The organism is Rheinheimera riviphila (genome assembly GCF_004005945.1).
Classification (GTDB): domain Bacteria; phylum Pseudomonadota; class Gammaproteobacteria; order Enterobacterales; family Alteromonadaceae; genus Pararheinheimera; species Pararheinheimera riviphila.
The window spans coordinates 145,106-158,542 of record NZ_SACS01000003.1; the positions used below are offsets into that span (position 1 = coordinate 145,106).

Annotated in this window: 8 protein-coding genes; all 8 read right to left on the reverse strand. The window is 49.0% G+C overall.

What is annotated here, in order from left to right; genetic code table 11:
- Positions 1–124: 124 nt before the first annotated feature.
- On the reverse strand, positions 125–2,443 hold the full coding sequence (locus EOE67_RS04445) for an efflux RND transporter permease subunit (protein ID WP_127697844.1): 2,319 nt from the start codon (positions 2,441–2,443) through the stop codon (positions 125–127).
- Positions 2,440–3,414: a WD40/YVTN/BNR-like repeat-containing protein gene (locus tag EOE67_RS04450; protein WP_240652713.1), complete on the reverse strand. Its 975-nt coding sequence runs from the start codon at positions 3,412–3,414 to the stop codon at positions 2,440–2,442. The genes EOE67_RS04445 and EOE67_RS04450 overlap by 4 nt, the downstream gene beginning before the upstream one ends.
- Positions 3,415–3,550: 136 nt before the next feature.
- The gene (locus EOE67_RS04455; protein WP_127697846.1) at positions 3,551–4,912 is read right to left on the reverse strand and encodes a DUF1329 domain-containing protein; all 1,362 of its coding nucleotides are present in this window, start codon (positions 4,910–4,912) and stop codon (positions 3,551–3,553) included.
- 16 nt (positions 4,913–4,928) lie between these two features.
- Complete coding sequence (locus tag EOE67_RS04460) at positions 4,929–7,076, reverse strand: DUF1302 domain-containing protein (protein WP_127697847.1); 2,148 nt, start codon at positions 7,074–7,076, stop codon at positions 4,929–4,931.
- Positions 7,077–7,393: 317 nt separating this feature from the next.
- Positions 7,394–7,618 (reverse strand): DUF2835 family protein, encoded by a 225-nt coding sequence (locus EOE67_RS04465; RefSeq protein ID WP_127697848.1) that lies wholly within the window; start codon positions 7,616–7,618, stop codon positions 7,394–7,396.
- On the reverse strand, positions 7,618–10,236 hold the full coding sequence (gene pepN / locus EOE67_RS04470; RefSeq protein WP_127697849.1) for an aminopeptidase N: 2,619 nt from the start codon (positions 10,234–10,236) through the stop codon (positions 7,618–7,620). Before pepN ends, EOE67_RS04465 begins: the two co-directional genes overlap by 1 nt.
- A 161-nt stretch (positions 10,237–10,397) precedes the next feature.
- Entirely contained in the window at positions 10,398–11,903 is a 1,506-nt protein-coding gene (gene nhaC / locus EOE67_RS04475) for a Na+/H+ antiporter NhaC (protein WP_127697850.1), read from the reverse strand.
- A 46-nt stretch (positions 11,904–11,949) separates the two neighbouring features.
- Positions 11,950–13,329: a sodium-dependent transporter gene (locus EOE67_RS04480; protein WP_206099427.1), complete on the reverse strand. Its 1,380-nt coding sequence runs from the start codon at positions 13,327–13,329 to the stop codon at positions 11,950–11,952.
- Positions 13,330–13,437 lie beyond the last annotated feature (108 nt).

A 13,437-nucleotide genomic window follows, 5' to 3' on the forward strand; every position in this document is an offset into this window, starting at 1 on the left:
CTCACTGGAGCGCCAGTCCGACCCGTCACATAGAACAGCTATGCTCCGGGTCGGACTGGCGTTCCAGATTCGTTCAATTGCCGCCTACCTGCAACTTTAATGATTTTGGGTAATTATTTAAGCATTACCGGTTTTTCCGCCAGAAGAATGCCGCCAATGCTGGCAATACAAAGACTGCACCCAGCATATTGACGATAAACATAAAGGTCAGCAGGATGCCCATGTCGACCTGGAACTTCAGTGCCGAGAATACCCAGGTACTCACACCAATCGCCAGGGTGATCGCCGTAAACAGCACCGCACTGCCGGTTGATTTCAACGCATTGTAATAGGCTTCCCGTAACGGCATACCATCACGCAGTGGTTGCGTCATATTGGTCAGAATATAAATACCGTAATCGACACCAATCCCCACCCCCAGCGCGATCACCGGCAAGGTCGATACGGTCAGACCAATGCCGAGTAACGTCATTAAGGCCGTTGCCAATACCGTCACCAGATACAACGGCAAGATCACCGCTATCGTTGCCCGTATCGAGCGGAAACTGATCAGACACAGCAGGATCACCGCAATGTACACATACCAGGTCATCGGATCCTGAGCATCAGCCACCGCTTCGTTGGTCGCCGCCATCACGCCAACCGGGCCGGAAGCCAGCATAAACTTGGTGGTATCAGTCCCCAGTTCAGCCCCGACTTTTTTCGCTTCGGCGATGACTTTTTCGATGGTTTCGGCTTTGTGGTCGTTTAAGAACAAAATAACCGGCATCACCGAACAATCACCATTCAATAAACCAGTGCTGGTTTCCACTCGCGACGACGACTGCACCAACGATTCGGTGGTGCGTGGCAAAATGCGCCATTTCACGTTGCCTTCGTTAAAAGCAGCATTGATGGTCTTTGACACTGAAGGCAAGGACACCGCACTTTGCACACCGGGCACGTTTTCCATCCGCCACTGGAATTGGTCAATCTTGTCCATGATCGGGTGGAAGGTACAGCCGTTGGCATCGGTTTCCACCATCACGTTGATGTAATCAACAGAGATAGCGTAGCGATCAGTAATTAAAAACGTATCCTGGTTATAGCGGGAGTCTTCGTGCAACGACGAAGCACCCGGTTGCAAATCACCTATTTTCAGCTGCTTACTCTGATAATAACCGCCGGCAAATAATACCGCTGAAATCACCAGGATCACCGCTGCAACTTTCGGCTCAGCACATGCAGATAACGCACGCCAGAACTTATCAGCTTTGGGTGTTGGCGCCGAAACCGCTTCAACGTACGACGGTTTAAAGCGCACATACGACATCAGCACCGGCAGCAGGAATAAGTTGGTCAAAATGATCACGCCGACGCCTAAACTTGCGGTAATGGCCAGTTCGCGGATCACGCCAATCTCGATGATTAACAAGGTGATAAAACCAACAGTGTCAGACAATAACGCCACCCCGCCAGGGATCATTAAATGGCGGAAGCTGGCCTGAGCGGCTGTTTTGGCGTCAAGACCGGCGGCAACGTTTTTACCGGTGGCGTTAATCATCTGCACGCCATGGCTGACGCCAATCGCAAACACTAAAAACGGCACCAGGATTGACATTGGATCGATGCCGAACCCCAGCACTGTTAATAAGCCCATCTGCCAAATCACCGCAATCAGCGAACAGGCAATAGGTAAAATAGTCAGGGTCACCGATTTGGAGAACAGATACACCATTACTGCGGTAATAGCGATCGCCACCGCGAAAAACGCCAGTACGCCTTTGGCACCGTTGGCCACATCACCGACCATTTTGGCAAAGCCGATGATATGCACAGAGATTTGTTCGTTTTCAAACTGGCCACGGACATCGTTTTCCAGCTGATTGGCAAAAGCGATGGTATCGAGTTTTTCGTTAGTATCCGGGTTAATTTCCTGCAATTGCGCCGTCACCATGGCACAGCTGTAATCATCAGCAACCATCCGGCCAACAATACCGGCTTTGTCGACGTTCTGTTTGACGATTGCCAGACCATTGGCATCAGCGGCAAAATCAGCTGGGATCACCGGGCCACCGGCGAAACCGTCTTCCACCACTTCGACAAAACGGGTGCTGGGGCTGAACAAGGATTTCACCAATACCCGATCCACGCCTGGCATGTAATACACCTGATCATGGATTTTCTTAAAGGTATCGAAGAACTGCGGATTAAAAATATTACCGGACGCGTCACACACCGAAATCAGAATATTATTAGCACCGCCAAAGTCTTTGGCGTGCTTCAAATAGGTCTGCATATATTCGTGTTTTAACGGAATATTTTTAGTAAAAGCCGCGTCGAGCTTAATTTGACTGGCTTTAAACAATAAAAATAACGTCATGGCGATGAAGGCAAGGATCACAAAACCGCGGTGACGAAACAGTGCATATTCGCACTTGTTAATAAAACGACTGGTACTCATAAGGCTTTGCTTTCTTTTAACTGTATGGTTTTAATTCCGGTTTCCGTTGCCAGCACCAATTGGTCGGCAATCACCACCGCATTTAAAATGGCTTTGCCATCTTGCTGATTCATCGCAGCAAAGGTTTGGCCATCATCATCACTGAATAATAAAGTGCCGGCATTACCCAGCAGATACACCCGGCCCTGTTCATCGTTAATCACGCTATTGAGCGTCGAAGGCGATGGAACTGTAATTTGCTGCCAGCTTAAACCCTGATCAGTACTGCGAAACACATGGCCGCGCAGACCAACGGCAATCAGACTCAGTGCTTTGGTTCTGGTGATGCCAAACAACGAGCCGTTGTAAAATTCGGCTTGCCGTTGCCAGGTCAGACCGAAGTCCTGACTTTTGGCAAAAAAGCCAGCTTCACCAACCAGATAAAGGGTGGTGCCATCGGCATAAAGCCGGTTGAAATGCGGTAACACCGACGACATTTCTGCAGCGAAACCTTCCGGGTCGGTTTCTTTTAATTCGGCCAGTAGTTGTTGGTCGTCCTCGCTGGCAAGTTCCAGATGGAATTCATTGACCCAGGTTTTACCGGCGTCGCTGGTCCGATAAAACATGCCGTAAGCACCGACTGCAATCCCGTGTTGTGGGTCTTTAAAATAAATATCAAACAACGGCTTATCCAGTTCCGGTAAGTATTGCTGAATTTGCCAGCTGGCACCACCATCACCTGAATACAGAATACTGGCGTCATGTCCGACCGCCCAGCCATGGGTTTCGTCAGTGAAATAAATAGAATTCAGATTTGACTGCAATGGCACCGGCATTTGTTGCCAGACCTGCCCGTCCAGGCTTTGCAAGATATGGCCACGTTCACCGGCAGCCATCCAGAATTTGGTACCGACCGGCACGATATCAGTCAACACTGAATGCACGGCTCGCGGTAATTGATAGGCGGCCTGGGGTGAAGATGTCTGCGCCATAACAGCCGCAGGCATTAATACACAACAAAGACCTAATCTTGACAAAATTTTTGACATCATTAGAGCTATTACTCAAGGGTTAAACTGAAACAAAAACGGTTGGCGCAAGCCAACCGTTTGTCATCACACTCGTTGATTAACGGGTACCTTCCCGACGCAGTGCCGCCGGAGTAAAGTCGTTATCAGACAATTTCACAGAGAAATCATACATCTTATCTTCGTTATCTAAACCAATCGCAATATAACGACGCGAGTTCAGATCATGATAGACCTCTAACGTACTCCAGTGAGTTGGCACTTCGTAGTAGTTCAGACCATGTGCTTCAGCCACGCGGTACAATTCACCACGGGCATCGTACAGATCGGCAACATGAATTTGCCAGCTGTCTTCATCGATGTAAAACACCCGTTTGCCGTACACGTGGCGCATGCCGGATTTCAGTGTCGCTTCAACCACCCAGACCCGGTGTTTTTCAAAGCGCACATAATCAGGGTTTAAGTGGCCGGCTGTTAACAGACTGGCGTACTTGGTTTCTTGACTGTGCAGCTTGTAGCTGTTGTATGGGATCAACATTTCCTGTTTGCCTTTCAGCTCCCAGGTATAACGATCTGGTGATCCGTTAAACATGTCGAAATCATCAGTAGTACGCAGACCATCAGACGCAGTACCTGGCGCGTCATAAGCCACGTTTGGCGCACGACGAACCCGACGTTGCCCGGTATTGTAAGTCCAGGCCTGACGAGGTGTTTTCACCTGGTCCATCGTTTCATGCACTAACAACGCGGTGCCGGCCAGACGTGCTGGTGTGGTCACGCTTTGCTTAAAGCGGAACAGGATGTTTTCTGCCTGCAGTGCTTCAGCGGTGGCTTTTTGATCAGAGTACTTAAACATGATCTCTTCGTTAAAGCCGATCAAGGTATAAGCACCGGTCGCCGTTGGCGCAGCCTGGCCACCATTTCGGGTCGCCGCAACACCACGGTAACGCACAATGTGGTTCCAGATTGCTTCCAGACCATTTGCCGGAATTGGGAACGGGATACCAATAGCAGCGTTGATAATACCGTTACCATTTTGCACCAACTCAGCATTTGCTGCGATTTTCTTAGTCGCATCATATACATACTGTGGATATGAGGCCGAGCGTTGTGTTGGATACACATTCATTTTGTAAGTGTCAGGATACAAATTGAATAACGCTTGCTGACCCGGTGACAACAAGGCTTTATGTTGTTCCATGTTGGTTTTGGTGATTGTAAACACTACTTTATCCGCAGCAAACGGATTCGGATGGTGATCACCAGCTTTATAACCAGCAGGCACTGACGTAATACCGCCGTTCCATGCGGGAATGCTGCCATCTTTGTTACCGGCTTTTTCAGCACCCAGCGGTGTTAAATCAGCACCAAGACGAGCAACTTGATCGGCTGGTAATTTAGCCAATGCGCCACAGCTAACAACTAAAGCAATGGCGGACGATAGTAGGGTGAGTTTTTTCATAAGACTATCTCGTCCCTTATAATGAGTATTTGATGTTAAAAGACACAAAATCACGGTCTTCAGTGTTGTTGGTGGTGCCGACGCCATCAAAGAAAGCGTTGTACGAAACTTCCGCCGACCACTGATTCAGATAATCAAAAGCTAAACTGTAGCTCACTGATTTTTTGTCTTCAGAGAACATAAACAACGGATCGGGTGTAATACCGTTGACGTCATGCGAAAACACCAGCCGTTGCGTCAGGTTGACGCCCGCCATGATGTTGTTGTAGTTCGCAATGGCGACTAAACGATAACCCCAGGCTGAAGCCGTTGGAAACGGGTTGGTTTCAGCACCGTCAGACAAGCCGGTATGCAGACCTGTTTTCGGAATTAAAGGGCCGCCCACACCGTTGGTACCGATCAGCGGGTAACCGCTGCGGTCAGTGTTAGGGCCATTTAATCTCAGAATGTCTTCATGCGGCATGTCTTTGATTTTAATACCGCCAATCTCCGCCAATAAGGTGAAGTTGTCAGTATTCAACACCGGGCCAAACAAGTGCGTCACAGTAACCTGTGCTTGCGTGGTATCTGCCAGAATATAACCCTGCGCAAATTGACCTGGTTGCACTTTTTTGCCATCAAAACGGCCAATTTGTGAAATACCGGCTAAATCAGGACGGATACCAGCAATGGCCAACTGTTCAGGCATACCAGCGTACAGAATTTCAACGTCATCAATTTGCAGCGGCTCGTCTTGGCGATACGCCAGTTCACCGGCCACTGATGTGCCTTCTAACGTGGTATTAAAGCTAAAGCCATACAGTTTGATATCTTCAGGATATTCAATTAACCCCTTGGACATCGCTTTTAAACTGGACACGTTTTCTTTGGTAATTTTACCGGCATTGGCTGCCAGGAAACCGATATCGGCCTGGATAGCCGCAGTACGGAAATCCGAAGCGATACCCGAAATAACCGGCGTGCGGCTGTGGTAATTCATGTAGTACAGTGCAAATTCAGTGTCATTCAGCTCTGGCGAGAAATACTCAAATTTCAAACCATACTGACCACCGTCTTCCGGCTCAATCTCACCGGCATCGCCATAAGGACGCAATGTCACTTTGGTTGGGTACGCTAAGTAAGCCTGTGACAACTGACCCAACTGCGTCTGAGCCGCTTGTTTCTGCGCTGCTGAAGCGTTTGGATTGGCCAGCACTGCGCTTAACGCAGCAACACCTGAACCAATACCGTTTAATCCCGCCAATAAGGTGGATAAATCAATATCCGGGTTACCGGCAAAACCTAACTGAATGTTTTGCGCATAACCGCCTTTACCGGCGAAGTCGTTGGTAGAGAAATAAGAACCTGGTACTGGTAAGTAGCTGTTTTGCCACTCGTACTGGTAAAAGACTTCTGCAGAGAGCTGTTCGGTAATACCTAAAGACGCTGAAAACATCCCAACCGGAATATAAGCTTCTTTTAAATCAGCACCCGGCAAACGGGCAATACCAACGTCGATCGGTGTAATGTTGATACCATGCTGAATTAAGGTGCTTTCACCCCAGCTTAATACCTGGTTTCCCAACCGCATTGATAGCGGGTTTGCACCGTCATTCAATGAGAAATTGGCAAAAACATAAGCATCCAGTAAACGGACATCTCGGCAGGCTAAATCACGGGCTTCATCGTCGGCACAAGCGTCAACATGTTGGCCAGAAACCGGATTGGTGTAAGCACCTTTATCATCCATCAGCGCCGAATCATAAAAGTACATGAAGCGGGTAAACAGACCATAATCACCTTTAGTGATTGATAATTCGTGAGTGCCTTTAAATAATTCGGAGAATTTGTCGCCTTTATCGTAGTTCAGGTTACCAGCATCACCATTTGATGAGTAGCTACCCGGGTTTTTCCAGATGTCAGACGGTGGATAAATGTTATTGGTCGCGGCATTGTAGCCAGTCCAGTTAAATCTTGGATGATTAACTTTACTGATGGTATCCCAATTCCGATCTTCGGTGCGGAAACTGGCACCATAAGAAAAGCTTGAGTCGAATACAACTTCAACGTCGTCGCCAATGGTAAAACTGGCCGCTTGGATTGATGTTGCAGACAAGGCTAACAGCGCAGACGCGACGCTCAATGCTAAAGGATTTTTAGCAAAGGCAAATGGTCTTTTGTTCATCTTGTGATCTCCCCCCCTGTCCCTGCAGGTATATTTTGTTTTTGTAATGAATGAGTGATTTCAACTGCTCTGATCTCTACCCACTTAGATAAAATAATTACATCATTTTCTAATGGGCGCAAGGCTTGGTTTGTCGTAAATCTGTTGATTTGGCTTTAGTTTTTTTTGTAATTGTGGTGTTCGGCCTCATTCCTGCCGCAGTTAAGTTTAACTGCATTTCAGCAACTGCCAAATAAATCAGCTAACTCAATGATAAGTAACGGCAAATAACCAGGAATTACAGCAGTTGTTTTAATCTACCGTTTAAAGTAGTTGCTCTAATTTATTTTTTTCAGAGCAATAAACTTACCCTGCTCGGTGGTGGTCAGTTCGAAGCTGCCGGAAAGGCCATTGTGGGTAATAAAAGCGCGAAAATTCTCGGCGCGCAGCTGCACTCTTTCGCCGGATTCGGCCTGCACCAGCACGTATTGAATGATGCCCTGGTAATAACCAAGGCATTGTTCGGGAGACAATTCCAGCCGGAAACGATAGATACGCTGCATTAGCTCAGGCTTCTGGCGACTTTTTCAAATAAGTCGTTGCTGAGGCCAGGCTGGTCGCGCAACTGCCCTAGTTGCTGTTGGATCAGAAGTTGACGGGCTTCGTCATAGCGTTTCCATGATAACAACGGCGTCACCAGCCTGGCAGCAAGTTGCGGATTGCTATGATCAATCTTGCCAACAATACTGGCCAATAACTGATAACCACGACCATCAGCACGATGGAACTGCTGCGGATTGTAATGACTAAAAGCACTGAATACCGCACGCACCCGGTTTGGATTATTCCAACTAAATTGCGGGTAATTGACAATATTTTCAATCAGTTCGAAAACTTTTTCCGTCGGCAGGCTCACCTGCAAACTGGCCCATTTATCAAAAATTAACGGGTCGTGACCGTCTTTTTCCAATAAATCCAGCAGCAGCGGCTGCGCCAGGTCAAGGCCGGCTTGTACTGCGGCGGTCAAAGTGGCCTGACGATCCGTCATATTATCGGCCTGCAGATAATGCTGCTGCAACAGCTGCGTAATTACATCCGAATCAGCAGCCGCATTTTTTTGCGATATCACTGTAGCCGAAATAGCTTGCGCCAGATAGCCCAAACACAGGCTTTGCAATTTACGAATACCGACCTGCATGGATTGATACTGATAAGGCTGGCGCGGTAAACGCTGATAACAGCGAGTTAATTCTGCCGTCAGCTGGCTAGCAATTTGCTGACGGAAGCTCTGCAATGTATCGAGGATGCTATCCACCGGGATCTGTGGATACTGCTCAGCCAAGGTATCAAAACCAGGCAACGCCAGCAGTTCGGCAGTAAATTCCAAATCATCCAGTGGCTGGTCCAGCAACTGCCGGAACATCGCCAGCAAACTTGCCGGTATCAACACCGGATGCGCAGCTACGACGGACTGACGCACCAAATCGGACCAAATTTGCTGCATCGCATCCCAGCGTGCCACACCGTCGCTGGCGTTGGCAGCAATAAACAATAAATCATCCAGGCTGATCTGCTGTAACAGCTTCACCGGCGCGGAAAAATCGGCCAGCACGACCGCACGGACATTCGCTGGTACCTGTTCAAACACAAAACTCTGGCGCTCTTCCGTCAGCACCAACAAATGCTGTTGCCGGTAACTCAGATCCAAACTAATCAGTTCCAGCCGCACCGGCAGCACCAAAGGCAATTTCGGACTGCCATCGGCGGTAGCATCGGTGTGCTGCTGTAACGTCAGTGTGAAGCTCGCCAGCGCATCATCCTGCGCGCTTGTCACACGCAGCTGTGGTGTACCGGCCTGCTGATACCAGCGGCGGAACTGACTGAAATCACGTTCGTTGGCATCCTGCATCGCCTGCACAAAATCATCACAGGTGACTGCTTTGCCGTCAAACCGCTGGAAATACAAATCCATGCCACGACGAAAACCAGCCTGCCCCAGCAAGGTATGTTGCATCCGGATCACTTCAGCGCCTTTGTCGTACACGGTCACGGTATAAAAATTGTTCATCTCCAGCACTTGTTCTGGCCGGATCGGGTGCGCCATCGGACCGGCGTCTTCGGCAAACTGCGCGGTACGGATGGTTTTAATCGCATCAATCCGGCATAAAGTCGGCGAGCCCATCGCGGCGCTGAATTGCTGATCCCGGAACACCGTCAGCCCTTCTTTCAGGCTCAGCTGAAACCAGTCGCGGCAGGTCACGCGATTGCCGGTCCAGTTATGGAAGTACTCATGGCCGATAATACTTTCGATATTAAAATAATCAACGTCGGTAGCGGTTTGTGGATTGGCCAAGACATATTTACTGTTAAAAACGTTCAGGCCTTTATTTTCCATCGCGCCCATATTAAAGAAATCGACCGCAACCACCATGTAGATATCTAAATCGTACTCCAGGCCAAATTCCTGTTCGTCCCACAGCATGGCGCGCTTTAACGACTCGAGCGCAAACACCGCGCGCTGCTGGTTGCCCTTGTCGACATAAAACTTCAGCGCCACTTCGCGGCCACTGCCGGTGGTATAACTATCGGTCAGCTCATCAAAATCGCCGGCCACCAGCGCAAACAAATAACAAGGTTTCGGAAATGGGTCAAACCAGCTGACGCGGCGTTGACCGTTTGCAAGGAGAGTGTCTGCAATCAGATTGCCGTTGGACAGCAAGTGCGGATAACTTTTGCCATCGGCAATAATGTGGGTGGTAAAAACCGCCAAAACATCTGGCCGGTCCTGATAATAAGTGATCCGACGAAACCCCTCGGCTTCACATTGGGTACAATAAGCACCGCCAGACAGGTACAAACCTTCAAGCGCGGTATTTTCGGCCGGATTTAACTGCGTGACAATTTTAAGCTCAAATTCGTCAGGCAGCTGCGATAGAACAAGCTGCTCGTCGGTCTGCTGATAGTCGGTCAGCGGCACATTATTCAGCCAAATACCCAGCAGCTCAAAACCATGACCATCTAACATCAGCGGCAATTGATGTGCTCCCTGACGGCTGATTTTGCTGATCGCGGTAACCTGCGTCGCGGCTGGATCCAACACAAATTCCAGCTCGATACTGTGCGTGAGAAAGGCAGGTGCCTGATAATCGGCTAAACGTTTGATTTGACGTGACTGGCTCATAACGACTCCATCAGAAAATACCGGCAAAGTACCCTGGTTTGAAACCTGCGGGCACCGTTGTCATGTGGAAAGACGACTCTTACAACAAGTCTGCACCCTGTTGCTTCACTTGCAGGACCTCGTACTCTGCTGCGAATTTCACCGCAGAGTACGACCTTTACTTAAGACTTTAACGCTGTGTCAGGAACTGTTTCGACATTTTGTGCCAGCGGATTAAACACGGCTGGTGGCGGGGTCAATTTCAGGATTTTAATCCCGCAATAAGCGTAAATAATCGCCAACACCGGGTTAATCAGGTTAAAAAATGCATAGAAGATATAGTCCAGCGGATTGACGTTTAACACACCGTGCATATAAGCACCACAGGTGTTCCAGGGGATCAACGGGCTGGTAATAGTGCCGCCATCTTCCAGCGTACGCGATAAATTCACCGGCGCTAAACCGCGGCGCTCATACTCTTCTTTATACATGCGGCCCGGCATCACAATCGCCATATATTGGTCAGCCGTCAAAATGTTGGTGGCAATACAGGTCACGATAGTACTGGTGATTAACGAACCGGTACTATGTGCTTTGGCCAGAATGATTTGCACAAATCTTTTCAGTAAACCGGTGTGTTCTAATACCGAACCAAAGACCATCGCTGACATCACCAACCACACCGTGTTCATCATCGTTGACATGCCACCACCGGACAATAATTTATCCAGTTCGGCATTACCGGTTTCAATCAAAAAGCCATTACACAGTGTGGTCCAAACGACTTTTAACGTGCCTAGCACCGCTGGCAAGCTTTGATCCGCCATCCGTGCCAGCAGTTCCGGCTGAAACAGCACAGCCCAGATGCCCCCCAGGATGGATCCGATAAACACGGTCGGAAATGCCGGCACCTTTTTAATCGCCATGATCATCAGCACCAGCATTGGCACCAGATGAAACCAATGGATATTAAACTGCTTTTGTAAGTCCGTACTTAATTGCAGAATTTTCGCAGCATCCGCTTCGCCAGACTGATTAAAACCCATCACCGCGAAAATCAGGATCGCCAGCACCAGGCTTGGGATGGTGGTCCAGGTCATATGCCGGATATGGTCAAACAACTCCGAACCTGCAACTGCAGGCGCCAGGTTGGTGGTATCCGACAAAGGAGAAATCTTGTCACCAAAATAAGCACCGGAAATAATGGCACCCGCAGTCACCACCGGTGACATGCCAAGACCAAGCGCCACACCAATTAATGCCACGCCGATAGTCGCGGCCGTGGTCCAGGAACTGCCGATAGCCAGGGCGACGACAGAGCACAGGATACAGGTAGCGGCATAAAACCAGGCTGGATTTAACAACTGCAAGCCGTAGTAAATCAGCGACGGCACGGTCCCAGACAACAACCAGGTACCGATCAATGCGCCCACCGCGAACAAAATTAAAATGGCGCCCAGCGACAACGAAATGCCATGCACCATCGCCTGTTCTAAGGCTGACCAACGATGGCCATTTTTTAACCCGATCACCAGTGCAATACCGGCTGCAACAAACAGCGCGATCTGATTCGGGCCGTAAGACGAATCGCTGCCGTAGAGATAAACCGACAGACCTAATAACAAAATCAGCATCACCAGTGGGATCAGCGCATCAAGCAAACTGGGATGTTTTGGATTCAAAGGCATAGTTGTTACTCACTTTTCCCGGTTAAAACGGGTATTTTAATTATCGTCAGAGTACACCGACCAGATTCAGAAACACTAAGCCAATGGCAACAGGTGTGAACCAGCGGATACAGAAACGCCAGATAGTATAAGCAAGTGGCGAAGTATTCAACTCTTGTTCGGTGGCAGAGCGCTTCATTACCCAGCCGGCAAACAGCGCAATGGCCAAACCACCAAGCGGCAGCATGATGTCAGCAGCCAGATGGTCGAGGATTTCAAACAAATTGTGCACTTCTTTACCGAGAAAATTAAAATGCCACTGTGTCCAGCTGGCTTTACTAAAGGAAAAAACGGTCAGTAGACTCATCAGCCATACCACAATGCCTGCCAGGATCACGGATTTCAGTCTGCTATAACCGCGGGATTCAATCAGCCATGCCACCACGGATTCAATCATCGCGATGGTCGAAGTAAAGGCCGCAAATACCAGCATCAGGAAGAAAAAGGTTCCGATCAACACGCCGCCCGGCATACTGCCAAAGGCAATTGGCAAAGTGACAAAAATCAGGCCTGGCCCCTGACCCGCATCCAGCCCCTGGCCAAATACGATTGGGTAAATCACCATCCCGGCAATTAACGCCACCGATGTGTCGGCCAGCGCAATCCAAATCGAGGTTTTGATGATCGAGACATTATTTGGCAAATAGGCGCCATAAATCATCATCACGCCGGAGGCCAGACTCAAGGTAAAAAATGCATGACCCAACGCAATCAACACACCATGGACTGTAAGTTTAGAAAAGTCCGGATAGAACATGTAATTGAGAGCTTTCAGAAACTCGCCGGTGATCCCGGCATATATCGCCATCAAAATCAGCAAGATATACAACGCTGGCATCATAAATTTAAGACTGCGTTCCAGTCCTTGTTTTAAGCCACGCGCGACCACTGCGCAGGTCAAACCAATGACCACTGTGGTCCATAACAATAAGCTTGAACTGTCCGCGGAAAATTCACCAAACATCTGGCCAAGCTCAGCGGCTGATTTGCCAGCAAAACTATTTTGTAAGGCCTTTGGGACATAAGCAAAAGCCCAGCCCGCAATGACCGAATAAAATGACAAAATTAAAAAGCCAGCCAGCAACCCGACCCACCCCGTGACTTGCCAGTAGCGGTGGGCATTGGCCTCGAGCACCAAGGTACGGGCAGTCAGACCCGGACTTTGCCGGCCACGTTTGCCCATCATCACTTCCGCCATTAACACCGGAATGCCAATCAGCAAAATACATAACAGGTAAACCAGCACAAAAGCACCGCCACCGTTTTGTCCCATGATGTATGGAAACTTCCAGATATTACCAAGTCCAACGGCAGCGCCGGTTGCAGCAATGATAAAAGTAAAACGGCTCGACCACTGCCCATGCATAGAATGACGCTGTTGTTGCATCTGAAAACCCTAAAATAGCCCTGCTGGCTAACGCTGACTGAAGGATCACACCAGCAACTGCAAGTTGCCGATAAAAATCCGGATATTCAATAACAACAAAGGACTGAA

Excerpts from the sequence above, each read along its gene's own strand:
- nhaC (WP_127697850.1), bottom strand. The coding sequence starts at position 11,903 with ATGCCTTTGAATCCAAAACATCCCAGTTTGCTTGATGCGCTGATCCCA.
- EOE67_RS04480 (WP_206099427.1), bottom strand. The coding sequence starts at position 13,329 with ATGCAACAACAGCGTCATTCTATGCATGGGCAGTGGTCGAGCCGTTTT.
- EOE67_RS04445 (WP_127697844.1), bottom strand. The coding sequence starts at position 2,443 with ATGAGTACCAGTCGTTTTATTAACAAGTGCGAATATGCACTGTTTCGT.
- EOE67_RS04455 (WP_127697846.1), bottom strand. The coding sequence starts at position 4,912 with ATGAAAAAACTCACCCTACTATCGTCCGCCATTGCTTTAGTTGTTAGC.
- EOE67_RS04450 (WP_240652713.1), bottom strand. The coding sequence starts at position 3,414 with ATGGCGCAGACATCTTCACCCCAGGCCGCCTATCAATTACCGCGAGCC.
- EOE67_RS04465 (WP_127697848.1), bottom strand. The coding sequence starts at position 7,618 with ATGCAGCGTATCTATCGTTTCCGGCTGGAATTGTCTCCCGAACAATGC.
- pepN (WP_127697849.1), bottom strand. The coding sequence starts at position 10,236 with ATGAGCCAGTCACGTCAAATCAAACGTTTAGCCGATTATCAGGCACCT.
- EOE67_RS04460 (WP_127697847.1), bottom strand. The coding sequence starts at position 7,076 with ATGAACAAAAGACCATTTGCCTTTGCTAAAAATCCTTTAGCATTGAGC.